This window comes from Caulobacter sp. S45, from assembly GCF_903642205.1.
Lineage (GTDB): Bacteria > Pseudomonadota > Alphaproteobacteria > Caulobacterales > Caulobacteraceae > CAHJWH01.
Map to the genome: position 1 here is coordinate 1 of NZ_CAHJWH010000030.1, position 24,809 is coordinate 24,809.

Annotated in this window: 23 protein-coding genes and 1 pseudogene; 16 read left to right on the forward strand and 8 right to left on the reverse strand. The window is 68.0% G+C overall.

Going from position 1 to position 24,809, the window contains the following annotated elements; genetic code table 11:
* Together HUV06_RS05180 and HUV06_RS05185 are read left to right on the forward strand one after the other, a co-directional pair.
* Positions 1-453 (forward strand): annotated as a pseudogene (locus HUV06_RS05180) (ribonuclease E/G); the annotation flags it as partial.
* Positions 454-527: 74 nt separating this feature from the next.
* A complete protein-coding gene (locus HUV06_RS05185; RefSeq protein ID WP_254600887.1) occupies positions 528-1,979 on the forward strand; it encodes a M48 family metalloprotease in 1,452 nt (483 codons plus the stop codon).
* Between the two features lie 70 nt (positions 1,980-2,049).
* On the opposite strand, the gene HUV06_RS05190 is transcribed toward HUV06_RS05185, so the two are convergent.
* The 3 genes from HUV06_RS05190 to HUV06_RS05200 all read right to left on the reverse strand — a co-directional run bounded on the left by HUV06_RS05190 (position 2,050) and on the right by HUV06_RS05200 (position 7,434).
* A complete protein-coding gene (locus tag HUV06_RS05190) occupies positions 2,050-3,840 on the reverse strand; it encodes an acyl-CoA dehydrogenase C-terminal domain-containing protein (protein WP_174300209.1) in 1,791 nt (596 codons plus the stop codon).
* Positions 3,841-3,981: 141 nt separating this feature from the next.
* A complete protein-coding gene (locus HUV06_RS05195) occupies positions 3,982-6,297 on the reverse strand; it encodes a 3-hydroxyacyl-CoA dehydrogenase/enoyl-CoA hydratase family protein (protein ID WP_174300210.1) in 2,316 nt (771 codons plus the stop codon).
* Between the two features lie 3 nt (positions 6,298-6,300).
* Positions 6,301-7,434 carry a thiolase family protein gene (locus tag HUV06_RS05200; protein ID WP_174300211.1) on the reverse strand — a complete coding sequence of 378 codons (1,134 nt, stop codon included), beginning with the start codon at positions 7,432-7,434 and terminating at the stop codon, positions 6,301-6,303.
* Between the two features lie 311 nt (positions 7,435-7,745).
* Here HUV06_RS05200 and HUV06_RS05205 point away from each other — a divergent pair, with 311 nt between their 5' ends.
* The 6 genes from HUV06_RS05205 (at position 7,746) to HUV06_RS05230 (ending at position 13,830) form a co-directional block, all read left to right on the forward strand.
* Entirely contained in the window at positions 7,746-9,056 is a 1,311-nt protein-coding gene (locus HUV06_RS05205) for an OmpP1/FadL family transporter (RefSeq protein ID WP_174300212.1), read from the forward strand.
* Between the two features lie 71 nt (positions 9,057-9,127).
* Positions 9,128-10,807 (forward strand): long-chain fatty acid--CoA ligase, encoded by a 1,680-nt coding sequence (locus HUV06_RS05210; RefSeq protein ID WP_174300213.1) that lies wholly within the window; start codon positions 9,128-9,130, stop codon positions 10,805-10,807.
* A gap of 71 nt (positions 10,808-10,878) precedes the next feature.
* Positions 10,879-11,289, forward strand: a complete 411-nt coding sequence (locus tag HUV06_RS05215; protein WP_174300214.1) for a MerR family DNA-binding transcriptional regulator — start codon at positions 10,879-10,881, stop codon at positions 11,287-11,289.
* A 43-nt stretch (positions 11,290-11,332) separates the two neighbouring features.
* Positions 11,333-12,247 carry an oxidoreductase gene (locus tag HUV06_RS05220; RefSeq protein WP_174300215.1) on the forward strand — a complete coding sequence of 305 codons (915 nt, stop codon included), beginning with the start codon at positions 11,333-11,335 and terminating at the stop codon, positions 12,245-12,247.
* Positions 12,244-12,786, forward strand: a complete 543-nt coding sequence (locus tag HUV06_RS05225) for a gamma carbonic anhydrase family protein (protein ID WP_174300216.1) — start codon at positions 12,244-12,246, stop codon at positions 12,784-12,786. The genes HUV06_RS05220 and HUV06_RS05225 overlap by 4 nt, the downstream gene beginning before the upstream one ends.
* Before the next feature lie 285 nt (positions 12,787-13,071).
* Positions 13,072-13,830 (forward strand): SDR family NAD(P)-dependent oxidoreductase, encoded by a 759-nt coding sequence (locus HUV06_RS05230; RefSeq protein ID WP_254600888.1) that lies wholly within the window; start codon positions 13,072-13,074, stop codon positions 13,828-13,830.
* Between the two features lie 49 nt (positions 13,831-13,879).
* On the opposite strand, the gene HUV06_RS05235 is transcribed toward HUV06_RS05230, so the two are convergent.
* Positions 13,880-14,848, reverse strand: coding sequence for an acetyl-CoA carboxylase carboxyltransferase subunit alpha (locus HUV06_RS05235; RefSeq protein WP_174300217.1), 969 nt, complete (start codon positions 14,846-14,848; stop codon positions 13,880-13,882).
* Positions 14,849-15,084: 236 nt separating this feature from the next.
* Here HUV06_RS05235 and typA point away from each other — a divergent pair, with 236 nt between their 5' ends.
* From typA to HUV06_RS05250, 3 genes are all read left to right on the forward strand, one after another.
* On the forward strand, positions 15,085-16,917 hold the full coding sequence (typA, locus tag HUV06_RS05240) for a translational GTPase TypA (protein WP_174300218.1): 1,833 nt from the start codon (positions 15,085-15,087) through the stop codon (positions 16,915-16,917).
* A gap of 111 nt (positions 16,918-17,028) precedes the next feature.
* Positions 17,029-17,409, forward strand: coding sequence for a hypothetical protein (locus HUV06_RS05245; RefSeq protein WP_174300219.1), 381 nt, complete (start codon positions 17,029-17,031; stop codon positions 17,407-17,409).
* Positions 17,410-17,539: 130 nt separating this feature from the next.
* Positions 17,540-17,857 carry a helix-turn-helix transcriptional regulator gene (locus HUV06_RS05250; RefSeq protein WP_174300220.1) on the forward strand — a complete coding sequence of 106 codons (318 nt, stop codon included), beginning with the start codon at positions 17,540-17,542 and terminating at the stop codon, positions 17,855-17,857.
* Positions 17,858-18,025: 168 nt separating this feature from the next.
* Here the strand turns inward: HUV06_RS05250 and HUV06_RS16600 are convergent, their stop codons facing one another.
* Positions 18,026-18,307, reverse strand: a complete 282-nt coding sequence (locus HUV06_RS16600) for a prolyl oligopeptidase family serine peptidase (protein WP_174300221.1) — start codon at positions 18,305-18,307, stop codon at positions 18,026-18,028.
* A gap of 30 nt (positions 18,308-18,337) precedes the next feature.
* Complete coding sequence (locus tag HUV06_RS05260) at positions 18,338-20,389, reverse strand: transglycosylase domain-containing protein (RefSeq protein ID WP_174300222.1); 2,052 nt, start codon at positions 20,387-20,389, stop codon at positions 18,338-18,340.
* Positions 20,390-20,648: 259 nt separating this feature from the next.
* On the opposite strand from HUV06_RS05260, the gene purC reads away from it, so the two are divergent.
* Genes purC through purQ form a run of 5 tightly spaced genes read left to right on the forward strand, consistent with a single transcriptional unit; the run spans position 20,649 to position 22,809 of the window.
* Complete coding sequence (gene purC, locus HUV06_RS05265) at positions 20,649-21,407, forward strand: phosphoribosylaminoimidazolesuccinocarboxamide synthase (protein WP_174300223.1); 759 nt, start codon at positions 20,649-20,651, stop codon at positions 21,405-21,407.
* 13 nt (positions 21,408-21,420) lie between these two features.
* Positions 21,421-21,660 carry a phosphoribosylformylglycinamidine synthase subunit PurS gene (gene purS, locus HUV06_RS05270; RefSeq protein WP_174300224.1) on the forward strand — a complete coding sequence of 80 codons (240 nt, stop codon included), beginning with the start codon at positions 21,421-21,423 and terminating at the stop codon, positions 21,658-21,660.
* Positions 21,660-21,863 carry a hypothetical protein gene (locus HUV06_RS05275; RefSeq protein ID WP_174300225.1) on the forward strand — a complete coding sequence of 68 codons (204 nt, stop codon included), beginning with the start codon at positions 21,660-21,662 and terminating at the stop codon, positions 21,861-21,863. Before purS ends, HUV06_RS05275 begins: the two co-directional genes overlap by 1 nt.
* A complete protein-coding gene (locus HUV06_RS05280) occupies positions 21,863-22,150 on the forward strand; it encodes a virulence factor (protein WP_174300226.1) in 288 nt (95 codons plus the stop codon). Before HUV06_RS05275 ends, HUV06_RS05280 begins: the two co-directional genes overlap by 1 nt.
* Complete coding sequence (gene purQ, locus HUV06_RS05285) at positions 22,147-22,809, forward strand: phosphoribosylformylglycinamidine synthase subunit PurQ (protein ID WP_174300227.1); 663 nt, start codon at positions 22,147-22,149, stop codon at positions 22,807-22,809. The genes HUV06_RS05280 and purQ overlap by 4 nt, the downstream gene beginning before the upstream one ends.
* Here the strand turns inward: purQ and HUV06_RS05290 are convergent.
* Together HUV06_RS05290 and HUV06_RS05295 are read right to left on the reverse strand one after the other, a co-directional pair.
* On the reverse strand, positions 22,806-24,488 hold the full coding sequence (locus HUV06_RS05290) for a thiamine pyrophosphate-binding protein (RefSeq protein WP_174300228.1): 1,683 nt from the start codon (positions 24,486-24,488) through the stop codon (positions 22,806-22,808). The two genes, purQ and HUV06_RS05290, sit on opposite strands and share 4 nt — an antisense overlap.
* A gap of 24 nt (positions 24,489-24,512) precedes the next feature.
* Positions 24,513-24,809, reverse strand: a 297-nt coding sequence (locus HUV06_RS05295; protein ID WP_217433640.1) for a hypothetical protein, incomplete at its 5' end; no start/stop codon positions are given.

Below are 24,809 nucleotides of genomic sequence, written 5' to 3' on the forward strand. Positions count from 1 at the left end.
GACGAGACGCCCCGCGCCGATGACGTCGTCGCCAGCGAGGGCGGCGAGGCTGTCGCCGCCGCGCCTGAGGCCGGGCTGAGCGAAGAGCCCGTCGAGCCTGGCGCCAGCGAAGCGCCCATGGCGTTCGATGTGCCGATGGAAGAGGCGCCGACCGCCGTTGAGGCTGCGCCGGAGGCGGAGCCGCTCGCCGCCGCCGAACCCTTCGCCGCGAACGAAGGCGGGACGAACGTGCTTGAGACCGTGCGCGAGGTGGAGGGCCTTGAGCCGTCCGGAACCCCTGCGGTGGTGGAGCCCGGGCCGGTGGAGCCCGCACCGCTGGAACCTGTGCCGGCGGAGCCTGCGCCGGTCGAACTCGAAGCCGTCGAGCCCCCTCCCCCGGCCGAGCCCGATCCCAACGAGATCACCGGCCAGGCTGCGGCCCCGAGACGCGGCTGGTGGCGTCGCCGGGGGTGAGGCGCTAAGGTCATGGGGTCGGGGGACAACGGGCTGGCCACGCCAGCCGACCACTGCCGGAGTCCTCCGCTTCCATGAGCGCAGCCCCGCCGACCCGCCGGTTCAACATGCACCGCCGCCTGCGCGGGGTGGCCCACGCCGCCTTCAGCCTGGTGGCGGCCGGGACCCTGATTGCTGCGCCCATGGCGCAGGCTCAGAGCAATATGGACTCGTCTAGCAATGACCAGCAGGTCATCCTGGACACCGAAATCAACGCCATCCTGCACAAGGAATTCGACCCGGTGTTCCGGGCGGCCGGTCTCGAACCCAAGGACGTGACGATCGTGATCGTCACCCACATGTTCAATGCGGCGGCCGCCAGCAACCACCTGCTGTTCATCGGCACCGACCTCATCGAGAAGACCGACAACCCCAACGAGCTGATCGGCGTCATCGCCCACGAGACCGGCCATGCCGCCGGCTACCACGCCGCCCGGGTCGGCGAGGAGGAGAAGGCGGGCATGGTGCCCTTCATCCTCACCATGGCGCTGGGCGTGCTGGCGGCAGCCGCCGGCGCGGGAGACGCCGCCGGAGCGCTGATGGGCTCCTCGCAGTATTTCGGGGCGCTCGGCGCCGCCGGCTATTCGCGTGAGCAGGAGGCCCGAGCTGACCAAGCCGGGATCACCTACCTTGAGAAGAGCGGCCAGTCCGCCAAGGGCCTCGTCGATTTCTTCGACGAGTTCCGCTACCAGGAGATTTTTGAGGAGACACGGCGCTACAAGTGGTTCGACGACCACCCCCTGACCAGCGACCGTATCGAACTGCTGCGCAAGCGGGCCATGGAACAGCCGCACTGGGCCGCCGTCGACTCTCCCGAGATAGTCGCCGACCACGAGATCATGAAGGCCAAGCTGGTCGGCTTCACCGAGCCGGCGCAGACGGCCTTCTTCAAGTACAAGGACGACGACCACTCCTTCGTCGCCCGCTATGCCCGCGCCATCGCCTACTACCGCGAGACGGAGACCGAACGGGCGCTCAGCGACATCGACGCCCTGCTCCACGACTATCCCAACAATCCCTACCTGTGGGAGCTCAAGGGCCAGGTGCTTTTCGAGGCCGCCCGCACCAAGGAGGCCGAGGCTGCTCACCAGCACGCCGTGGACCTGAAGCCCGATGCGCCGCTGCTGCGGATCAATCTGGCGCAGGCCATGGTAGCCCAGGATGATCCCGCCAAGATGGATGGAGCGGTCCTGCACCTGCGCCGCGCGATCTCGCTGGACCGCGACGATCTGGACGGCGGCGACAGCTTTGCCTACCGCCTGCTGGCGCAGGCCTATGACTCCAAGGGAGACGAGGGCATGGCGCGCCTGTCTACGGCGGAGGAGCGCTTCTCCGCCGGCGACTACGTCCAGGCGCGCATCTTCGCGCTACGCGCCCGCGAACACCTGCACCAGAACACTCCCGAATGGCGTCGCGCCACCGACATTGTCCTGGTCTCCAAACCCACAGACGACGACCTTAAGGCGCTGGGCGGCCGCAGCGGCTGAAAGCGGCCTGCAATCGGCTCGCCCCCACCCTGAGGCTTGGTCCCCTTAAGGAAGGAGGGGGAAAGACGTTCTAGAATGCCTCTTGCGGCATGGCCATCATGGCCGCCTTGCCGGACTTCAGCGTCAGGAACAGGCCCGTCGCCTGGGGCAGAACACGGTCCACGAAGAAGCGGGCGCTGGCCTGCTTGGCCTCGTAGAAGCCGGCGTCGCCGTTGGCGGTGGGCGCCTTGTCGGCGGCGATCTTGGCGGACTTGACGAACATGTAGCCCATGGCGACCAGGCCGAGCATGCGCAGGTAGTCCACCGCCGCCGCACCCGCCTCTTCCGGGTCCTTCATGGATCGCTGGACCAGATCGCCCGTGGTCAGCTGCAGCGCACCGAAGGCCTGCTCGAGTTTGTTGACAAGCTTGCCGACTGCGGCGTCGTCCTTGTTGGCGGCGATGAACTCCGCGATTGGGTGGAAGACGCCGCGCAGGTACCGGCCCATGTGCGCGCCGAGCTTGCGGCCGACCAGGTCCATGGCCTGGATGCCGTTGGTGCCCTCGTACAGTTGCGCGATGCGGGCGTCGCGGACGTACTGCTCAACCCCGTGCTCGCGGATGTAGCCGTGGCCGCCATAGACCTGGACGGCCAGGTTGGCGGCCTCCGAACCCATATCGGTGAACAGCGCCTTAACCACCGGCGTCATGATGGCTACGAAGTCCTCCGCCGCCAGCTTCTCGACAGGGTCCTCGCTGGCCTCGGCCACGTCCATGGCCTGGGCCACCCAGCCGCCGACCGCACGGCAGCCCTCGGCATAGACGCGCATGGTCATCAGCATCCGGCGCACGTCGGGGTGCACGATGATCGGGTCGGCGGGCAGGTCGGGCCGCTTGGCGCCGGAGAGCGAGCGGCCTTGAAGCCGGTCCTTGGCGTAGGCGACGCCAGCCTGATAGGCGGCCTCGTTGATCCCCAGACCCTGGATGCCGACGCCCAGTCGCTCTGCGTTCATCATGGTGAACATGGCCGCCATGCCCTTGTTCGGCTCGCCGACCAGCCAGCCGCGCGCGTCCTCGAAGGTCAGCTGGCAGGTGGCGGAGCCCTTCAAGCCCATCTTGTGCTCGATGCCGGTGCAGACCACGCCGTTGCGCGGACCGGGCCTGCCGTCTTCGGTCGGGATGAACTTGGGAACCACGAACAGGCTGATGCCCCGGGTGCCCGCCGGCGCATCCGGCAGCTTGGCCAGCACGAGATGAATGATGTTCTCGGTCAGGTCGTGCTCGCCGGCCGAGATGAAGATCTTCGATCCGTCCAGGCGATAGCTGCCGTCACCGTTTGGCATGGCCTTGGTGCGCAGCAGGCCAAGGTCGGTGCCGCAGTGCGCCTCGGTCAGGCACATGGCGCCGGACCACACGCCCTCGACCATCTTGGGCATGTAGGTCTGCTTCAGCTCCTGGCTGGCGTGCGACTGCAGCGCCCGGATGGCCCCCTGGGTCAGGCCGGGATAGAGGCCGAAGGCGACGTTTGCGGCGGAGAGCATCTCCTCAACCATCTTGCTGACGCTCTCGGGCAGGCCCTGGCCACCCCACTCCGGCTCGAAGGCCAGCGAAGGCCAGCCGCCGTCGCGGAAGGTGTCGTAGGCCGCCTTGTAGCCGGTGGGGGTGCGCACCACCCCGTTCTCCAGCACGCAGCCCTCCTGGTCGCCGACCATGTTGGTGGGCAGGATGACTTCCGTGGCGAGCTTGGCCGCTTCCTCCAGCACGCTGTCCACTAGGTCGGGGGTGGCGTCGGCAAACTTCGGATAGGCGTTCAGCCGGTCGTAGCCGTGCAGCTCGTGCAGCACGAAGCGCATGTCGCGGAGGGGGGCGTTGTAGGTCTGCATGGCGGGTGGGACCTGTGTTCGAGCGGGACGTCACATTCACCCCATCCTGAGCTTGTCGAAGGACGAGGTATGGCAAGGCGGTGGGGTGGCCTCGTCCTTCGACGAGCTCAGGATGAGGCCGGATCAGGCGTTCAGTGTAAGCTAGTTCCTCAGCGGCTTGCCGGTTTCGAGCATGTGTTCGACCCGCGCCAGGGTGGCGGGTGTCTTGAGCAGGCGGAGGAACGAGGTGCGCTCCAGCTCCAGCATCTTGTCTTCCGAGACGATGTCCACAAGGTCCGCCTCGCCGCCGGAGAGCACGGTGGCCAGCGCGTCCGCCACCACCACGTCATGCGGCGTCGCGACGCCCGTCTTGCGGTAGCCGGCGACCACGCCCTCCATGGCCACCTTGCCGGACTCGCCGGGCAGGCGGAACTCGGGCTTCGGCGGTGGCGCGTAGTCCACCGCCAGCTCCAGCGCGCGCGCCTTGGCGTCGAACAGCAGGCGGTCGCGGTTCATGACGATCTGATCGGCGGGGCGCAGGAACATCAGCTCGCGCGCCTCGGCAGCCGACTTGGAGACCTTGGCGGTGGAGATGGTCTCGAACGCCTTGGCGACCGCCGGCATCGGGCCCTTGGGCGTTATGGGGCTGGTGACGCCGCGCTGGATCATCTCGCCGCAACCGCCCCATCCCGGCAGCACGCCGACGCCGCACTCCACCAGGCCCATATAGGTCTCGGCATGGGCGACGATGGCGTCGGACTGCAGGCAGATCTCGCAGCCGCCGCCGAGCGCGAGCCCTGCGGGCGCGGTCACCACTGGGAAGGGCGCGTACTTCAGCGCCTTGAAGGTGCGCTGGCCGGTCTCGATCAGCCGCTCCACCTCGCCCCAGGCGGCGATGTTGGCGGCGAACAGGGCCAGGCCGAGGTTGGCGCCGGCGGAGAAGTTCTGCGCGTCGGTATAGACCACCAGCGCCTTGTAGTCCTTCTTCACCAGGGCGACGGCCTTGGTCAGCAGGTCCATCACCGTCTCGTCGAAGGCGTTCATCTTGCCGGTGAACTCGACGCAGAGCACCCCGTCGCCGATGTCCCAGGCCGCAGCCGAGGCGGTCTTCAGCACCGGCTGGGAGGCGAGCTTGATGTCCTCCAGGCTCAGCACGCCGGGCGCACGGGCCACCGGCGTGTAGGCGCCATCAGTCCCTAACGCCAGGCGCCGGCCGTCCTCTATCCTGTAGAAGGTCCCCTCGCCCACCTTGGCGAGCATCTCGGGGATCGCGGCGCCTTCGGCCTTCAGACGGTCGACGACCGTCTTGGGACCGAGCTTGTCGAGCAGCTCGAAAGGTCCCCACTTCCAGTTGAAGCCGAGCCGCATGGCCTCGTCCACGCCCAGGATGTTGTCGCTGATCGCCGGCACCAGGCTGGCGGCGTAGGCCAGGGTCGGACCCATGACCCTCCAGGCGTAGGCGCCGAACTTGTCGCCTGAGGCCATGAGGGCGCGGGCGTCCTTGGACGCGGCGGCGGGCAGGGTGGTCTTGCTGGAAGGCTGGTATTCGCCGGTGACCAGGCCGATGGACTCCTTCACCTTCCCGGCCGTCTTGTTGATCCGGTAGAAGCCGCCCTTGCCCTTGCGGCCCGTATAGCCGTCGGCGATCATCTTCTCGATCAGGGGCAGCTCGCGGGCCGTGGCGTGGAAGGCGTCATCGGGGGGCAGGGTCGCCTTCATCGACGCGTTGATGTGCGGCATCAGGTCGAGCCCCACCAGGTCCAGCAGGCCGAACACGCCGGTGGAGGGGAAGCCGAGCGGCTTGCCCATCACCGCGTCGGCCTCCTCGATGGTCAGCCCGGCCTCCATGGCCTGGACCACCGCCTGCTGCATCCAGAAGGTGCCGATGCGGTTGGCGATGAAGCCCGGCGTGTCCTTGGCCCGCACCACCGTCTTGCCGAGCTTGAGGTCGCAGAAGGCGGCGACCTTGTCGGCCAGCGCCGGGTCGGTCTCAGACGAGGTCACGACCTCCAAAAGGCGCATGTAGCGCGGCGGGTTGAACCAGTGGGTGATCAGGAAGTCGCGCTTGAACCCCTCGGACATGGCCTCGGTCAGCTTGCCGAGCGGGATCGTGGAGGTGTTGGAGCTGATCGCCGTGCCCGGCCGGCGCACCTTGTCCAGCCGCTGGTAGAGCGACTGCTTCAGGTCCAGCCGCTCGATGATCGCCTCGAGCACCCAGTCGCACTCGGCTACCCTGTCCAGGTGGTCCTCGATGTTGCCGGTCTCCACCAGCTTGGCGGCGGCCTTGGACATGAAGGGGGCGGGCTCAGTCTTCAGCATCGTAGCGACCGCGCCCTTGGCGACCGCGTCGCGATCGTTCTGGCCTGGCTTGACGATGTCGAGCAGCAGGACGGGCGTCCCGCTGTTGGCGACTTGCGCCGCGATGCCGGCGCCCATGACGCCCGCGCCGATGACGCAGACCTTCTTGATCTCAGCCATAGGTCAGACGGCCTCCAGCACGGTGGCGATGCCCTGGCCGCCGCCGATGCACTGGGTGGCCAGCGCGTACTGGCCGCCCTCGCGCTTCAGCAGGCTCGCCGCCTTGCCGACGATGCGCGCCCCGGTCGCGCCGAGCGGATGGCCGAGCGCGATGGCGCCGCCGTCCAGGTTGATGGTGTCGGCGTTGAGGCCCAGCTCCTGGGCGCAGGCCAGGGCCTGGCTGGCGAAGGCCTCGTTCAGCTCCACCACGTTCAGCTGGCCCACGGTGACGCCCGCCCGGTCCAGCGCCTTCTTGGACGCGCCGATGGGGCCCAGGCCCATGACGTCCGGCGCGCAGCCGGCGACGCCGACGCTCTTGATCCGGGCCAGGATGTCCAGGCCGTGCGCCCGGGCATAGTCCTCGCTGCACACGAGCACCGCCGAGGCGCCGTCGGTCAGGGGCGAAGAGGTGCCGGCGGTGACCGATCCCTCCTTGTCGAAGGCGGGCTTCAGCCCGGCCAGCGCCTCGGCCGTGGTGCCGGGACGGATGCAGCCATCCTTGCTGACCAGACCGGCCTTGGTCTTGATCGGCACGATCTCGGCGTCCAGACGGCCGCCGGCCTGGGCCTCCGAGGCCAGCTTCTGGCTGCGGACGGCGAAGGCTTCCTGGGTGGCGCGGGGGATCTGGTAGCGGCGGGCGACGTTCTCAGCCGTCTCGCCCATGCTCATATAGGCGGCTGAGGTGCGCGCCAGCTCGGGGTTAGGCAGGGGGTTGTAGCCGCCCATGGGCACCCGGCTCATGCTCTCCACCCCCGCGGCAATGAACACGTCCCCGGCGCCGATGGCGATCTGGCCGACCGCGGTGTGGACCGAGGACATGGACGAGCCGCAGAACCGGTTGATGGTCATGCCTCCCACCTGCAGCGGCAGGTCAGCCAGAAGCCCGATCATGCGGGCGACGTTCAGCCCCTGCTCGCCCTCGGGGAAGGCGCAGCCGACGACGATGTCCTCGATGTCCTCGGGCTTGACCTTGGTGCGCACGATCAGCTCGCGTATCACCTGGGCGCAGAGGTCGTCGGCGCGCACCCGGGCCAGCTCGCCCTTGCCCGCGAAGTGGAACGGCGAACGGGCGTAGCCCGCGATCACCACGTTGGTCATGCGTCCGGTCTCCCGTGATCCCGCGCGCGGCCGCACGCGGTTCACCTATACGTAAAGCGAGCCCTACAGATAGCAGCGATGCGCGGCATTTGCAACTCAAGCGCCTGCAGGAGGAAGGCTTTTTGACACTCCTGTCAGCATAGCTGTTGCAGCTTAGGTGCGCTTGTCAGCAATCTCAGGATTTCGCGCCAAACGCTTGACGCTAGCGAGAGATGGCCGGATAGGAGCGGCCGCAAAATAGCGCCTGAATGCGCTGGAATGTCGCAGTCCGGCCTTGATCGGGCCATGGCGCGTTGCGGGAGGATTTGAAATTGCATCCGCCATCCGAAATCTCGAAGCGCGGCGTGATTGCAGGCCTCGCCGCCCTGACCCTGGCCGGCCAGGCCCATGCCGCCGGCTTCTACCTGGAGGACCAGTCCACCAAGGCCTCCGGCCGCGCCTTCTCGGGAGAGGCGGCCGACACGGGCGCGGAGTCGCTATGGTACAATCCGGCCGCCATTGCCGGCATCACCTCCAGCGAGATCTCAGGCAGCCTCACCCCGATCTTCACCACCTCGCGGGTCAGCGACAGCGGCTCCACCATCACTCAAGGAGGCGTGACCCGGCCCGTCTCGGGTGAGCCGACCACCTTCAAGCCGGTGGAGCTCGGCGTCATCCCGGCCTCGGCCAGCGCGCTGCGGATCAACGACCAGTGGTCGATCGGCCTGGCGATCACGTCGCCGTTCAGCTTCGCCACCAAGTACGACACCGACAGCTTCGCCCGCTACAGCGCCCTGACTACGCGCCTGACCACCATCGACCTCCAGCCGACCCTGGCCTGGCGCCCCGTGCGCTGGCTGGGTATCGGGGCCGGTCCGAACATCGAATACACCGACGCCCTCCTGACCAACGCCCTGCCCCAGTCGACCGCGGGCGTCCCGGACGGGCGGGGGAACCTGCGCGGCAACGGCTGGGACGTGGGCTACAATGTCGGCGTACAGCTGCACCCGACCGATGCGGTGACCCTCGGCGGCGCCTATCGCTCCAAGATCAAGCACACCCTGGAGGGCGACGCCAACATCATGGGCTTGCAGGGCTTATTAGCGCTGGCCAACGGCGACAGCCGGGCCTCGGCCAGCTTCAACACGCCCTGGGCTGCGACCTTCGGCGTCCGCTTGCAGGTGACCGACCGACTGGCCGTGGAGGGCCAGGGCGTTCGGACCGGCTGGGGCGAGTTCCAGCAGATTGCGTTGAACAGCCCCGGCGGCCTGCTGCCGAACCAGCTGCAGAACTACCACGACACCACCAACGGGGCGGTCGGCTTCGACTATGCGGTGACCAAGAAGCTGACGGTGCGCGGCGGCGTGCAGTACGATCCCACGCCCACCCCCGATGACGGACGCGACGCCCGCGTGCCAGATGGCGATCGTTTTCTGATCGCCGGCGGCTACTCCTACAAGGCGACACCGCGTCTCGTGCTCGATGGGGCGATATCCTACATCGACTTCATCCCCTCCCACATCAACCGCAACGCCAGCGAGTATGGCAACATCTCGCCTCTCATCGAGGTGCCGGTGAACATTCAGGGCGAGGTGAACGCCAACGCCATAACCATGTCGGTAGGCGGCCGCTTCTACTTCTGAACCAAGCGAACGAGGTGGCGCGCGTGGAGGCCGAGGCTCCACGCGCCGCCGTCCACTGGAGGTCACGTCTCATGCCATCGTCCGCCAGCAGCTTCGTCGAGACCGCCCAGGGGGCGGGTCCGGACACCATCCCCACCTGTCCGGTGCCGGCGCTGCTGGACAAGACGGTCGCGCGCACGCCTGACGCCTGGGCCCTCGACTTCATGGGCCGCCGCCACACCTATCGCCAGCTCGGCGACCTGATCACCCGGGCGGCGCAGGGGCTGCAGACGCTAGGGGTGACGGCGGGTGATCGGGTGGGGCTATGTCTGCCCAACACGCCCTACTTCCCGATCTTCTACTTCGCAGCGCTGAAGCTCGGCGCGGTGATCGTCAACTACAACCCGCTCTATGTGGAGCGCGAGCTGGAGTTCCAGATCAAGGATTCCGGCACCTCGGTGATGATCACCGTCGATCTCGCCATGATCCAGGGCAAGCTGGCCAAGGTCGCGGCAGGCGCTGGGCTGCGGAAGATCGTGGTCTGCCCCTTCGCCGCGGCCCTGCCGCCCGGCAAGAGCCTGCTGTTCTCGCTGTTCAAGCGTGGCGATGTCGGCCGCTGGCGGGGCGACGCCCTGCACGTGGGCTATTTCGAGCTGATCTCCGACCGCACCGCCCCTACCCTGCCCAAGGTCGATCCTGGCGACGTGGCCGTGATCCAGTACACCGGCGGCACCACGGGCCAGCCCAAGGGCGCTACCCTGACCCACGCCAATCTCACCGCCAACTGCGCCCAGGTGATCCACCATGTCGGAGAAATCGAGACCGGCCAGCGGATCATCGGCGTGCTGCCGCTGTTCCACGTCTTCGCTCTGACCTACGTTCTGAACTACGGCGTGGCGATCGGCGCGGAGCTGGTGCTGCTGCCGCGCTTCGAGCTGGCGACGACGCTGAAGACCATCCGCAGCCGCAAGGTCACTAATTTCCCGGCGGTGCCGACCATCTACAGCGCCATCAACAACACTCCCGCCAAGCTCCGCGGGGACCTGAGTTCGCTGCAGTACTGCATCTCCGGCGGCGCGCCGCTGCCAGTGGAGGTGAAGGCGAAGTTCGAGCAGCTGACCGGCTGCACCGTGGTGGAGGGCTACGGCCTCAGCGAGACCTCGCCGGTGGTCAGCACCAACCCGCTGCACGGCCCCGGCAAGGCCGGCTCTGTCGGCGTCCTGATGGTCGGCACGACCGTCGAAATCCGCGACACGGAAGACCCCCAGCGTGTTCTGGCCCCAGGCGAGAAGGGCGAGCTCTGCATTCGCGGCCCGCAGGTGATGTGCGGCTACTGGAACAGGCCCAAGGAGACCGAGGAGGTCTTCGTGGACGGGGCGCTCCGCACCGGCGATGTCGGCTACATGGATGCAGACGGCTTCCTGTTCCTGGTGGACCGCAAGAAGGACCTGATCCTGGCCGGCGGCTACAACGTCTATCCGCGCGTGATCGAGGAGGCGATCTACCAGCACCCCGCGATCCGGGACGTCACCGTCATCGGCGTGCCGGACAAGTACCGGGGCGAGGCGCCCAAGGCCTTCGTCACCCTCAAGGACGGCCAGACCGCGACGCCGGAGGAGATCAAGACCTTCCTCGCCGAGCACCTCAACAAGATCGAGATGCCGCGCGAGATCGAGATCCGCGACGAGCTCCCGCGGACCATGATCGGTAAGCTTTCGAAAAAGGAGCTGGTCGCGGAAGAGGCCGCTAAACGCTCAGCCGCCGCTGCGTGAACCGCCAGACGTTGCGGGCGAAGGGGCTGTCGCGCAAAGTCCTTGCGCTCAGCAATCGAGGGAGGACTGGCATGGCGATCGCGCAGGCGGCTGAAGACCTGACCGCGCGCCTGCTGACCATCACAGAATTGGCCGAGCAGCTTGGCGTCACCGCGCGGGCCATCCGCTTCTACGAGGACAAGGGGCTGATCTCCCCCGCTCGGGCGGGCGCAACGCGGGTTTACACCCGCCGCGAGCTGGCGCGCATGCAGCTGATCCTGCGAGGCAAGCGGCTGGGTTTTTCGCTGCGCGACATCAAGCAGTTCCTGGACCTCTACGATCACGACCCCACCCATGTGGAGCAGAGACGTCAGCTGCTCGCCCGCGTCCGCCACCGCATCGAAGAACTGGAGAAGACGCGCGCCGCCGTGACCGAGACCCTGGCGGAACTCGGCGAAATAGAGCAACAGACGCTCAGAGCGCTGGCCGAGACGGCGACCTGAGCGCCCTCGCCGGGCAGGCGCACCGAGCTGAAAGGAGGTCCCCATGACCTGGACGCTGGCCGACATCCCAGACATGCATAGGCGCACGGCGCTGGTGACCGGCGCCACCGACGGGCTGGGATTTGAGACCGCTCGCGAACTTGCCCGCCGCGGCGCCCGGGTGCTCCTCGCTGGCCGCAATGCGAGCAAGGGCGAGGCGGCGCTGAAGCGCATCCGCGACGAGCAGCCCGGCGCGGACGTCACCTTCGAATCGGTGGAGCTGGGAGACCTCGCCACCGTCCGCAGCCTCGCCCAGCGGGCGGGCGCCCAGGGCGTGGACATCCTGATCAACAACGCCGGCATCATGGGCGTGCCGAAGTCCAAGACCACGCAGGGCTTCGAGTCCCAGCTCGGGGTCAACTATCTCAGCCATTTCGTGCTGACGGGCTCGCTGCTCGGCGCGCTGCGGGCCGCGAAGGACGCCCGGGTGGTGAGCCTGTCCAGCAACGGCCACAAGATGGGCCGCCTCGACTTTGACGACCTGCAAGGCGACAAGAAGTACGGGCCGTTCAAGGCCTACACCCAGTCCAAGCTCGCCATGCTGCTGTTCGCCCAGGAGCTGCAGCGGCGCAGCGACTGGCATGGCTGGGGCCTTCTGAGCGTGGCCGCCCATCCAGGCTTCGCCCGCACCAACCTGTTCAAGCCGGAGGACCAGTCCAAGTTCGTCACGCCCCTCTTGAGGGCGGCGGAACGCGCCATCTCCCAGGGCGCCGCGGAGGGCGCCCAGCCCACCCTGCTCGCCGCCACCTCGCCCGACGCGCCCCCGGCCAGCTACTGGGGCCCGACGGGCATGATGGAGATGAAGGGGCCGCCCGGACGCGCCGGCATCGCCAAGCACGCCGCCGACCCCGCGGCGGCCGCGCGCCTGTGGGAGGTGTCCCAGCAGCTGACCGATCACCCCTTCGGCGAAGGCGCGTGAGCCTCTATTCGCTGGATGGCGTGGTGGTAGAGACGCCCGCATCCGGCCGCTTCTGGGTCGCGCCCAACGCTGTCCTGGTGGGGCGCATCATCCTGCGGGAGAACGCCAGCGTCTGGTTCGGCGCGGTGCTGCGCGGCGACAACGAGCCGATCGTCATTGGCGAGAACAGCAACGTCCAGGATGGCGCAGTGCTGCACACCGACATGGGTTCGCCATTGACGCTCGGGCGCGACGTCACGGTGGGCCACCTGGCCATGCTGCACGGCTGCCAAGTGGGCGACGGCAGCCTGATCGGAATCGGTGCGGTGGTCTTGAACGGCGCCTGCATCGGACGGGGCTGCCTGATCGGCGCCAAGGCCTTGATCGGCGAGGGCAAGGTCATTCCCGACGGTGCTATGGTGCTCGGCGCACCCGGCCGGGTGGTGCGCACGTTGGACGACCCGAGCCGCGCCCAGCTTGCGGCCGGGGCGGCTCACTACGTCCAAAATTGGAGACGATATGCGGCCGGGCTCAGGCCCATGCCGCCAATCGCCTGCTGAACCTCGCCCAGCTTAGATGCCGAAGAAGCCGAAGGCTCCGAAGACCAGCATGTGGGTGACTGGGATTGCGACCGCCGCAACAGCGCTGATCGCCCCTGCAAGGCTTAAGGCCGAAACCATCTGCGTCGTCTCCTCGTGCGGAGCCCGCTCTGCGGCGGTCTTCCATTTCCAATGTGTAATACCAAAGGCGCTTACCGGGAATGCATTTCTGCGAAGACGACAAAATTTATGTCCCGTGCTGACAAAAGCGTCAAACTGCTATGAACTGCAGCAACCGGCAAGGCGGTGGCGATCAGACTTAACAAGACCAGCGTGAGCGAGGCGGCGCACGAGACCGGCCCCCACACCTCGGTGGTGTTCGGCGGCAGTGGCGGGCTGGGCGGCGCCTTGACTTCGGCCTTGCTGGCCCGAGGCGGGCGGGTCCATGCCTTCTCCCGGTCGCAGGCGATCCCGCCGCCGTCGGGAGCACTGACGGGGTCGATCGACATCACCAAGGAGGCGAGCGTCGCTGCGGCCGCCGATCAGGTGCAGGGTGAGATCGACTTGGTGATCGTGGCGACCGGGCGCCTGTCGGGCGAGGGCATGTCGCCTGAGCGAAGCTTCACCGCGCTGGACCCGCAGGCTCTGGCCCGCAGCTTCGAGGTCAACACCATCGGCCCGGCTCTGCTGGCCAAGCACTTCCTCCCGCGCTTGGCGAAGCGCCGGCCGGCGACGTTCGCCGCCCTGTCGGCGAGGGTGGGGAGCATCGAGGACAACCGACTGGGCGGCTGGTACGGCTATCGCGCGTCCAAGGCGGCGCTGAATATGCTGGTGCGCAGCCTTGCCGTCGAGCTCGCCCGCACCCGCCCCCTGGCCATCTGCGTCGCGCTGCACCCCGGCACTGTCGACACCGCCCTCAGCCGCCCTTTCCAACGCAACGTGGCTGCCGGCAAGCTGTTCACGCCGCACGAGTCCGCGGAGCGGATGCTGGCGGTGCTCGACGGGCTTGGCCCGTGCGATAGCGGCGGGTTCTACGCCTACGACGGGACCCGCATCCCGTTCTAGCGCCTGGACCGCTCTCCCCCACCTCGTGGGGGAAAACGGACGCGCGTGCTCAACCGAGATTGCGGCCGATGGCGTAGAACCGTCCGGCGCGCTGCTGGCGCAGAGCCTCGGGCGTCAGGCTGGACAGCGCCTTCAGCTCCTCCTCCAACGCATCCCCCACCGCCGCCATGGCCGCAGCCGGGTCGGCATGGGCGCCGCCGGAGGGCTCCGGAATGATCCGGTCCACGATCTTCAGCCCGATCAGATCCTGGGCGGTGATCTTCATGGACCTGGCCATGTGCGCAGCCTGGGCCCGGTCGCGGAACAGGATCGAGCTTCCGGCTTCAGGCGAGATGACCGAATAGATGGAGTGCTCCAGGATCAGCACCTTGTTGGCCCCCGCGAGCGCCAGCGCCCCGCCCGAACCGCCCTCGCCAGTGATCGTGGCGATCATGGGCGTGCCCAGGGTCAAGCCCCGCTCGGTGGAGCGGGCGATGGCCTCTCCCTGGCCGCGCTCCTCCGCGCCGACACCCGGATAGGCGCCGGCGGTGTCCACGAAGGTCAGGACCGGCAGGCCGAACCGCTCGGCCATGTCCATCAGGCGCACCGCTTTGCGATAGCCCTCCGGCCGGGCCATGCCGAAGTTGTGCCTCAGCCGGGTCTCGGTGTCGGCGCCCTTCTCGTGGCCCATCACCATCACGGGCCTCCCGCGGAACCGGCCGAGACCGCCTACCACCGCCTGGTCATCGCCATAGACGCGGTCCCCGCGCAGCTCGACGAAGTCCTCGACCAGGGCGCGAAAATAGTCGTGCAGGTGCGGCCGATCGGGATGACGCGCCACCTGGGTCTTCTGCCAGGGATCGAGCCGGGCGAAGACGTCGCGGCGGAAGCGCTCGGCGCGGCCGCGCAGCGCCTCGATCTCCGCATCGAATACGCCGGGGTCGTGCGAGACGGACAGCTTGGACAGTTCGTCTAGCTTGGCCTCGATCTCGGCGACCGGGCGTTCGAAATCGAGGTAATGACGCAGCGGCGTCGACATCAGCAGGCGTGATCCGATTGGACAGGGAAGCGGCGGACACTAGGCGTATTCATCCGAGGCTTCCAGTGCAGCCCAAAGGCCCGACCGCAGGCTTTAACCGCGCCGTCCACTCCCCACATCCGTGCTGCGGCCGCACAGCCCTGGCGCAAGCCTCCGCAGTTGCGTAAAAGTCCCCCGCACCCTCCCCGCCCGCATCAGGCTTTCGCTGAGCGCGCCCTCCCGGACGCCGTTACCCCATGTCGCTACGCAACATCGCCATCATCGCCCACGTCGACCACGGCAAGACCACCCTGGTGGACACGCTCCTGGCCCAGTCCGGCGTGTTCCGAGCCAACGAGGCGACGGTGGAGCGGGCGATGGACAGCAACGACCAGGAGCGCGAGCGCGGCATCACCATCCTGGCCAAGGCCACCAGCGTGCTGTGGCACGGGGAGGCCGGCGAGACGCGCATCAACATCATCGACACGCCCGGCCACGCCGACTTCGGTGGCGAGGTGGAGCGGATCCTGGGCATGGTCGACGGCTGCCTGCTGCTGGTGGACGCCGAAGAGGGCGTCATGCCCCAGACCAAGTTCGTGCTCGGCAAGGCGCTGAAGCTCGGCCTGAAGCCCATCCTGGTGCTGAACAAGATCGACCGCCCGCACGCCGATCCGGACCGGGTGCTCAACGAGACCTTCGACCTGTTCGCCAGCATCGGGGCCACCGACGACCAGCTCGACTTCCCACACGTCTACGCCTCGGGCAAGCAGGGCTGGGCCAAGCTCGACATGGCCGATGCGTCCGACAGCCTGGCGCCGCTCTACGACCTGATCGTCCGCCACGTGCCCGAGCCGAAGGCTGTGGCGCGGGTGGACGAACCCGGCCAGGTGCTGGCGGTGCTGATCGAGAGCGATCCCTTCCTGGGCCGCCTGCTCACCGGCCGGGTGGAAGCCGGCAAGCTGACCCCCGGCATGGCCATCAAGGCCCTGAACCGCGACGGCGTGGAGATCGAGCGCGGCCGCATCACCAAGATCCTCGCCTTCCGCGGCCTGAAGCGCCAGCCGATCGACGTGGCCGAGGCCGGCGACATCGTGGCCGTGGCGGGCCTCTCCAAGGCGACGGTGGCCGATACGCTCTGCGACATCTCGCTGAGCGAGGCCCTGCCGGCCCAGCCCATCGACCCGCCGACCATCTCCATGACGGTGACTGTCAACGACTCTCCGCTGGCCGGCAAGGACGGCAGCAAGGTGCAGAGCCGCGTGATCCGCGACCGCCTGCTGAAGGAAGCGGAGTCCAACGTGGCCATCAAGGTGGCCGAGACCGCCGAGAAGGACGCCTTCGAGGTCTCGGGCCGCGGCGAACTGCAGCTCGGGGTGCTGATCGAGAACATGCGGCGCGAGGGCTTTGAGGTCTCCATCTCCCGCCCCCGAGTGGTCTATCGCACCGACGAGGAGAGCGGCGAGCGGCTGGAGCCCATCGAGGAGGTGGTCATCGACGTGGACGACGAGTTCTCCGGCGTCGTCATCGAGAAGCTGTCCGCCCGCAAGGCCGACCTGAAGGACATGCGCCCGTCGGGCACGGGCAAGACCCGCATCACGCTGGAAAGCCCGTCGCGCTCCCTGATCGGCTACCAGGGCGAGTTCCTGACCGACACCCGCGGCTCCGGCGTGCTGAACCGCGTCTTCTCCCATTACGAGCCGCACCGGGGCGCCATCGACGGGCGCGCCAAGGGCGTGCTGGTCTCCAACTCCGACGGCGAGACCGCCTCCTATGCGCTCTGGAACCTGGAAGAGCGGGGCGTCATGTTCGTGGGCGCCGGCGAGAAGACCTACCAGGGCATGATCATCGGTGAGAACGCCCGGGCCGACGACCTGGACGTCAATCCGATGAAGGCCAAGCAGCTGACCAACGTCCGCGCATCCGGCAAGGACGAGGCCATCCGCCTGACGCCGCCCCGACGGCTCACCCTCGAACAGGCGATCGCCTACATCGATGAGGACGAGCTGGTGGAGGTCACGCCCAAGGCCATCCGCCTGCGCAAACAGGTGCTGAACCCCTCCTTCCGGAAGAAGAAGGTCCGCGCGGACTGAGGCGTCGTCGCGCCTTTTCTGCGCAACTTCTGCACGCCATCGCCGGTTAAACTCTGCAAGAGAGCGGTCTTCGATCATCCGGAGATCGTAATCCATACAGTGGAGGACAGCATGAAAACGATCCTGATCGCCGGTGTCGCCTTGACCCTGAGCGCCTCGGCCGGCCTCGCTCAGACCATGGGGACCGGGTCAACCGGCATGGGCGGCCAAGGCGCCGCGACTTCGCCTGCAAGCACCGGAGCCGCCAGCGCCAACCCATCTCAGGCCACCACCACGGGCAGCGGCTCCAGCATAGGGCGCAACAGCGGCGCTGGGATGCAGAACTCGGCGGGTTCGCCGTCAGCCGCCAGCGGCCCGAACAGCATGAACGGCGCCACAGGCATGGGCTCCATGTCCCCTGGCATGGGATCCGCATCCACGGGCATGGGCTCGACGACGCCTGGCGCCGGCTCGACCAATCCCGGCGTAAGCCCCTCCGCTGGACCGCACTGACGTGACGAGTGGCCGGCGGCCGATGTAGGTCACCGGCCGTCTTCCCCCGAAGCGTGATCCCGGCACGCGCCTTGCCCCTGAAACCCGCAACCGTCCCAGCTTGGGACATCGTTCGTTGCGAGGGGCCGCCATGGGCGACGATATCGACCTTCACCTGGGAAAGCGCCTGCGGCGGCGTCGTCGCCTTCTCGGCCTGACCCAGCAGCAGGTTGCCGAGGGCGTGGGTATCCGCTTCCAGCAGATCCAGAAGTATGAATGCGGCGCAAACCGCATCTCCGCGGCGCGGCTGTGGCAGCTCGCGCAGGTGCTGGATGTGCCGGTGAGCTACTTCTACGACGGCCTGACCGAGACGCCGATGCGCCGCGAACGCGATGGCGTAGGGGAGAGCCGCGGCATGGAGGGACGGTCGGCCGACCCTCTGGCCGGCAAGGAGAGACCCAGGACCTGATCCGCGCCTACCAGAACCTCAGAGTACGGCTCTATTGGCCGGATACAACATGACGCCGCTCACGTGACCAGGAGACACGAGGGGAGGGTAGATCAGCGTGACCACGCCTTCAATACCAAGCGCCCGCATCTCGGACCCGCTGAAAGACATGTTCGATGGAATGATCGCTCAGGCTGGCGGATCGTGAGCCACGACGAAGTCGACGGCCGCCTCCAGCATCTGCGTCCGCGTGCCTGGGCTCGACAACCCATGATCCTCGCCATTGAGCCTGACGAAGCTGTGGACCTTATTCGCCCTGCTGAGGGCAGCGTCCATATTCTCGCTTTCGGTGATAGGGACGACAGTATCGTCTTTCCCATGGATCAGCAGGATAGGCGCGTCGGCCTCAAGAGCTTGGTGCACGGGTGACCGGGCTCCAAGGAAACGATCGCCCGACCAGCTCGCACCCATAGCCCCCTCCTCCCAGCGGGCGGCAAGGCCTCAATACGGAACGGCTGGAGGCGGCGCAGTCCGGCGGTCTCCGTACGGGTCCCCATCGCCCTGACGGCCGGCGTTGTCATCCGCATCCGGCTGGCCCTGGCTCAGCCCCGCCGTGTTGCCGAGCAGATCGTCTACGGGATTGTCGTCGGTGGCCGCAGGCGCCGGTGCACCCTGCCCCGTCGGGATGGACTGGACCTTCAGGCGCGGCAGGCTGGCGGCCATGAACTGGCGCCAGAGGTCGGCGGGGGCCGAGCCCCCTGTGACGTGGTGCATGGGGGTATCGTCATCCTTGCCGATCCACACCGCCGCCACGAAGCCGCCCGTGTAGCCGACGAACCAGGCGTCGCGGAAGTCGCTGGTGGTGCCGGTCTTGCCAGCCAGATCGTAGCCTCCGATCGCCGCGTGCGTGCCCGTCCCTGGCGCCACCAGCACCTTGCGCATCATGCCGACGAGCTGGTCCAGCTGCGGCTCGGGGACCACCTGATCGCGAGAGGGGGCGGGGTGCTCGTAGAGCACCTTGCCGTCACGAGTACGGATGCGCTCGATGGCGTAGGCCTGCACGCCATAGCCGCCATTGGCGAAGCTGTCATAGGCCTGGGCCATCTCCAGCGGGCTGACCTGGCTGGTGCCGAGCGCCATGGCCGGGTCGGTATTGATCTCCGAGGTGATGCCGAGCTTCCTCGCAGTGTCGGCCACCTTGTCGCGCCCGACCTGGTCGGCGACTTTGGCGGCGACGGTGTTGATGGAGCGCTGCAGCGCCTCGGCCAAGGTGATGGAGCCGAGATACTCCGGCTCGAAATTGTGCGGGGTCCAGCCGTCGATGGTCACCGGCTCGTCGGTCTCCATCGTCTCGGGGGTGCGGCCGTTCTCGAGCGCGGTCAGGTAGACGAAGGGCTTCCAGGCGGAGCCGGCCTGGCGGCGCGCATCGATGGCGCGGTCGAACTGGCTGTCTGCATAGCTGACGCCGCCGATCAGGGCGCGCACGCGCCCGCTCCCGTCCAGGGCCACCACGGCGGCCTGCTGAACGCCGAGATGGGCGTTGCGCTCCACAACCGAACGCGCGGCCGCCTCGGCCGCTGTGTCGATGGGCAGGTCGAGCGTGGTCTCCACGATCAGGTCGGTCGTGGGCTGGCCGACCAGCTTGCGGACCTGGGCGTCCACCCAGTCCACGAAGTACTGGGCGTGCTGGGTGGCCAGCGCCGGAGACACCCGCACCGAATGGGACAGGGCCTCGTCGCGTTGCTCAGCGGTGATGGCGTGGGTCTCGACCATCTTGTCCAGCACGATGGTCGCGCGGCGTCCTGCGCGCTCCTGCTCGTTCACCGGCGAATAGTGGGTGGGCGACTTCAGCAGCGCGGCGAGCAGCGCCGCCTCCCCGATGGAGAGCTTGGAGGCTGGCTTGTTGAAAAAAGTTTCCGACGCGGACTCGATGCCGTAGGCGCCCGCGCCGAAATAAACCCGGTTGAGATAGAGGGCCAGGATCTGCTTCTTGGAATACTGGTGCTCCAGCCACACGGCCAGCAGCAGCTCCTGCACCTTGCGCTTGATGTTCTGGTCCGGCGTCAGGAACAGGTTGCGCGCCAGCTGCTGGGTGATGGTCGAGGCGCCCTCCGCCGCGTGGCCCCGGTGGATGTCGGCCACCACGGCGCGCCCGATGCCCACGGGGTCAAAGCCCCAGTGCTGGTAGAAGCGCCGATCCTCGACCGAGACGAAGGCGGCGGGGACGTAGGCGGGGAGCGAGTCGATGTCGACCGGCGGCGCGTATTGGCTGCCGCGCACCGACAGCAGGGCGCCGTTTCTGTCCAGATAGCTGATCGAGGGCTGGCGGTGGATGTCGTAGAGCTTGGAGGTGTCGGGCAGGCCACGGGAGAAGACCAGCACGAAGGCGGCCATGAAGATCAGCACCCAGACGCCCAGCACCACGCCCCAGTAGACCAGGGCGTTAGCCAAGGACCGGCGGGGCGGTCCGGAGGGCGCAGGCTGGCGCGGCGGCGGACGTCCGCCGGTCCCGCCGCCGCCAGACCGGCCCGTGGGGCGATCGGCGCTCGCCATGCTCGTGATCTACTCCGCGCGCCCATCAGGGCAAAGCCAGCGGGCCAGGAGCCTTAAGCGTCGCGCCTTTGCAAGAGATGAAGGGTGACATACACGGCCGCAAGCTGGCGCGTGTGGCGGGCCCCGGACAGGAAACACGTTCCTAAGCCCGGCGGATCGCCCTATATGACAACGGAGTCGCGGCCGGGACCGTTGAGCGCGGGCGATCGCGCGCGCCTCGTCCCCGCGCCCGTGGCCGCCCCTTTGGGAAGCGACCCTGATGACCACCCGCCGCAAGAAGATCTACGAAGGCAAGGCCAAGATTCTCTATGAAGGACCCGAGCCCGGCACTCTGATCCAATACTTCAAGGACGACGCCACCGCCTTCAACGCCCAGAAGAAGGCGGTGCTGGAAGGCAAGGGAGTGATCAACAACCGCATCTCCGAATACGTGATGACGCGGCTGAACACCATCGGCGTGCAGAACCACTTCATCCGCCGGCTGAACCTGCGCGAGCAGCTGATCAAGGAAGTCGAGATCATCCCGCTGGAGGTGGTGTGCAGGAACATCGCCGCGGGCTCCATGTCCACCCGGCTGGGCCTGCCCGAGGGCCAGGTGCTGCCCCGCTCGATCATCGAGTTCTACTACAAGAACGACGCCCTGAACGACCCGCTGGTGACCGAGGAGCACATCACCGCCTTCAACTGGGCTCAGACCCAGGAGATCGACGACATGCTGGCCCTGACCCTGCGGGTGAACGACTTCCTGTCGGGCATGTTCAGCGCCGTCGGCATCACGCTGGTGGACTTCAAGATCGAGTACGGGCGGGTATGGGAGGGCGACTTCTCCAAGGTGCTGTTGGCCGACGAGATCAGCCCGGACAGTTGCCGGCTGTGGGACGCCACCACCAACGAGAAGCTCGACAAGGACCGCTTCCGCCGCGACATGGGCGGCGTGATCGAGAGCTATACCGAGGTGGCGCGCCGGCTCGGCATTATGAAGGAGATGCCGAGGGTGATCGAGGGAGGCGTCGCCTGATGCGGGCCGCCCGATGAAGGTCAAGGTTGAGGTGTTCCTGAAGCCCGGCGTGCTCGACGTGCAGGGCAAGGCCATCGAGGGCGCCCTGCATGGCCTGGGCTTCCACGATGTGGCCGAGGTGCGGGTCGGCAAGACCATCGCCTTCGACCTGGCCGAAGAGCCCCGCGACAAGGCGGAGGCGAGGGTGCGGTCGATGTGCGAACGGCTGCTCGCCAACATGGTGATCGAAGGCTACCGCGTGGAGATCGGCTGATGGGCGGCGTGGCGGAAGAGGCGGCGGAGTTCAAGCGGGACGACGCCTTCGCGGGCGCACACCGATTCCGGCGCATCGCAGGGATCGGGCCCGTCTACGAGGTTGTGGAGGTCGGTTCAGAGCGTGTGAAAATCCGGATGATTGATGAGGATGACCTTATTGATCTTCCCCGCGCCAGCGTCGAGCTCGATCCGTTGGCCTGATGTATGCGATCGCTTTCGACCTCAACCTGAGAACCCTGGAGGCGGTCCACCCGAAGGGATTTCAGCAGGCCTATCGAGATGTGGAGCGCACCCTGCACGCCTTGAGCTTTCGACGAGTGCAACAAAGCGTCTACGTGACCAACCAGCACGATCTTGGCCTAGTGTACCGAGCCATCGACGACCTGAGAGCGCTGAACTGGTTTGCGGAGGCCGTGACAGACATCCGAGCATTCCGCGTGGAGGACTGGTCGGACCTCACACCGATCTTCAAGGAGACGCTCCGATGAACTCCGCCGTCGTGGTCTTCCCCGGCTCCAACTGCGACCGGGACTGTGCGGTGGCCATCGAGCGCTCCACCGGCGAGCGGGCGCAGATGGTGTGGCATGGGGAGAGGACGCTGCCGGACAGGCTGGACCTGATCGTCTTGCCCGGCGGCTTCTCCTACGGCGACTATCTACGCTGCGGGGCAATGGCGGCGCTGTCACCGGTGATGGCGCCGGTGAAGGCGGCGGCCGAGCGCGGCGTGGCGGTGGTGGGGGTGTGCAACGGGTTCCAGGTGCTGTGCGAGGCGGGGATGCTGCCCGGCGCCCTGCTGCGCAACGCCGCGCTGAAGTACGTCTGCAAGCCCGTGGCCCTGCGCATCGAGAACGCCCAGACCCGCTTCAGCTCAGGCTTTGGCGAGCGGCGGGAGGCGGTGATGACGGTGGGCAATGGCGAGGGCAACTACTTCGCCGACGAAAACACGCTGGACCGGCTGGAGGGCGAAGGCCAGGTGGTGTTCCGCTACCTGGATAGCCCCAATGGCTCGAGCCGCGGCGTCGCCGGCATCGTCAACGCCCACGGCAACGTGCTTGGGATCATGCCCCATCCAGACCGCGCGTTCGAGCCGGAGCTCGGCTCAGCGGATGGCGCGATCCTGTTCCAGAGCATAGCGGCCAGCGCCTAGCGCGCAGCCAGCGCTTTCTCCCGCACCTCGCTCAGCGTCGCGCCCGGCGACATGCACTCCACGTCCACCTTGATGTGCACGATGGCCGGCCATCCAGACGCCTCCGCCGCGCGGAACGCCTCGGCGAAGTCCGCCGTCCGCTCCACCGTCGCGCCGAATCCGCCGAAGGCGCGGGCGTAGGCGGCGAAGTCGGGGTTCTTCAGGTCCGTGGCGACCACGCGGCCGGGGAACTCGCGCTCCTGGAACAGGCGGATGGAGCCGTAGCTCGCATTGTCCACCACCAGGTTGACGATGGGCAGGCCGTACTGGACCTGGGTGGCGAATTCCTGCCCGTTCATCAGGAAGTCGCCGTCGCCGCTGAGCGAGACCACCTGCCGGTCCGGGTACAGCCGCTTCATGGCGATGGCGGCGGGCGGCCCATAGCCCATGGTGGCCGAGGCCGGGGCGATGTGGCTGTTCAGCTCGCGGAAGCGGTAGAAGCGGTGCAGCCAGGCCGCATAGCCGCCCGCCCCGTTGCACAGGATGGCGTCGGGCTGCAGGTTCTCGCGCAGCCAGACCATCACCTCGCCGAGGTTGACCTCGCCGGGCTGGGGCGTCGCCACCTGCGACCAAGCCAAGTAGTCCGCATGAGCGGTCGCCGCCTGACCCGCCCAGCCGATCTGCGCCGGCGGCGCCAAGGCGGCCAGCGCAGGCGCGGCGCGGCGGGGGCTGGCAGGGATGGCGAGCGTCGGCTGATAGAGCTGGCCGAGCTCGTCCGGATCGGAGTGGATGTGCACCAGCCGCGTCTGGGGCGCGGGGATGTCCAGCAGCGTGTAGCCCTGGGCCGGCACCTGGCCCATACGGCCGCCGACGAGCAGCACCAGGTCCGCCGCCTTGACCCGGGCCACCAGCTTCGGGCTCGCGCCAAGGCCGAGGTCGCCTGCGTAGTTCGGGTGCCAGGCGTCGAACAGGTGGCCACGGCGGTAGCTGGTGGCGACCGGCAGGGCGAAGCGTTCGGCGAAGCGGTGCAGGGCGGCGCGGCTGGCCTCGTCCCAGCGGCTGCCGCCGACGATCACGATGGGACGGCGGCTCTCGGCGAGCATGGCCTGCAGTTCGGCCAGGGCCGCGGCGTCCGGACCGGCCTCGACCGGGCGTACCGGGTGGCCGTCGGTAGAGCGGTCGGCCTGGGCGAGCACGTTTCGCGGCAAGCCGACGACTACAGGGCCCGGGCGTCCGGACATGGCTGTGGAGAAGGCGCGCGCCATCACCTCCCCGACGCGCCCCGGATCGTCCAGCTCTCCAACCCATTTGGAGACGCCGCCGAAGCTCGCGCGCAGGTCCATCTCCTGCCAGGCGCCGCGGTCGCGGAAGCCCTCGTCCACCTGGCCCACGAACAGGATCATGGGCGAGCTGTCCTCATGGGCGATGTGCACGCCCACCATGGCGTTGCTCGCCCCCGGGCCGCGGGTGACCATGGCCACGCCCGGCGTCCCGGTCGCCCGGCCGACCGCGTCCGCCATCATCGCAGCGCCGCCTTCGTGGCGGCAGACCGTGACGGTGATCGGGCTGTCGCGCAGGGCATCCAGCACCGACAGGTAGCTCTCGCCGGGCACGCAGAAGACGTGGCGCACACCCTGGATGACCAGCTGGTCCACCAGCGCCTGGCCCACGGTGCGGCCGATCGATGCTGCACAGTCCATGGGTGCGTCTCTCCGCGGCAGTTCTCAGGCCCCGAACAGCACCGCCTCGGTATAGGCGAGGTCGTTCAGGCGCGGCGCGTGGGCGCCGCGGAAATACTTTGGCGCCCGATCCTTGAAGAACCGCCCTACGAGGCCCGGCGCCGGTCCCTGTGCATCCAGGATCACCAGAGGCAGCCCCTGCGCCAGCAGCCAGCGGCCCAGCGGCCCGGCGAAGCGGGTGAAGCTTGAGGTGTCGGCGCAGTAGGCGAGCTGGGCGACGCGGCGGCCGACGCCCTTCACCTCGCGCGGGAGGAAGGCGAACACGGCCCGCTCTCCGCCGTG

Bases quoted from the DNA above. Each gene is read 5' to 3' on its own strand.
- HUV06_RS05275 (WP_174300225.1), top strand. From the start codon at position 21,660: ATGGGCGGCGTGGCGGAAGAGGCGGCGGAGTTCAAGCGGGACGACGCC.
- HUV06_RS05200 (WP_174300211.1), bottom strand. From the start codon at position 7,434: ATGACCAACGTGGTGATCGCGGGCTACGCCCGTTCGCCGTTCCACTTC.
- purC (WP_174300223.1), top strand. From the start codon at position 20,649: ATGACCACCCGCCGCAAGAAGATCTACGAAGGCAAGGCCAAGATTCTC.
- HUV06_RS05280 (WP_174300226.1), top strand. From the start codon at position 21,863: ATGTATGCGATCGCTTTCGACCTCAACCTGAGAACCCTGGAGGCGGTC.
- HUV06_RS05185 (WP_254600887.1), top strand. From the start codon at position 528: ATGAGCGCAGCCCCGCCGACCCGCCGGTTCAACATGCACCGCCGCCTG.
- purS (WP_174300224.1), top strand. From the start codon at position 21,421: ATGAAGGTCAAGGTTGAGGTGTTCCTGAAGCCCGGCGTGCTCGACGTG.
- HUV06_RS05190 (WP_174300209.1), bottom strand. From the start codon at position 3,840: ATGCAGACCTACAACGCCCCCCTCCGCGACATGCGCTTCGTGCTGCAC.
- HUV06_RS16600 (WP_174300221.1), bottom strand. From the start codon at position 18,307: ATGGGTGCGAGCTGGTCGGGCGATCGTTTCCTTGGAGCCCGGTCACCC.
- HUV06_RS05215 (WP_174300214.1), top strand. From the start codon at position 10,879: ATGGCGATCGCGCAGGCGGCTGAAGACCTGACCGCGCGCCTGCTGACC.
- HUV06_RS05235 (WP_174300217.1), bottom strand. From the start codon at position 14,848: ATGTCGACGCCGCTGCGTCATTACCTCGATTTCGAACGCCCGGTCGCC.
- purQ (WP_174300227.1), top strand. From the start codon at position 22,147: ATGAACTCCGCCGTCGTGGTCTTCCCCGGCTCCAACTGCGACCGGGAC.
- HUV06_RS05210 (WP_174300213.1), top strand. From the start codon at position 9,128: ATGCCATCGTCCGCCAGCAGCTTCGTCGAGACCGCCCAGGGGGCGGGT.
- typA (WP_174300218.1), top strand. From the start codon at position 15,085: ATGTCGCTACGCAACATCGCCATCATCGCCCACGTCGACCACGGCAAG.
- HUV06_RS05250 (WP_174300220.1), top strand. From the start codon at position 17,540: ATGGGCGACGATATCGACCTTCACCTGGGAAAGCGCCTGCGGCGGCGT.
- HUV06_RS05220 (WP_174300215.1), top strand. From the start codon at position 11,333: ATGACCTGGACGCTGGCCGACATCCCAGACATGCATAGGCGCACGGCG.
- HUV06_RS05260 (WP_174300222.1), bottom strand. From the start codon at position 20,389: ATGGCGAGCGCCGATCGCCCCACGGGCCGGTCTGGCGGCGGCGGGACC.
- HUV06_RS05195 (WP_174300210.1), bottom strand. From the start codon at position 6,297: ATGGCTGAGATCAAGAAGGTCTGCGTCATCGGCGCGGGCGTCATGGGC.
- HUV06_RS05290 (WP_174300228.1), bottom strand. From the start codon at position 24,488: ATGGACTGTGCAGCATCGATCGGCCGCACCGTGGGCCAGGCGCTGGTG.
- HUV06_RS05245 (WP_174300219.1), top strand. From the start codon at position 17,029: ATGAAAACGATCCTGATCGCCGGTGTCGCCTTGACCCTGAGCGCCTCG.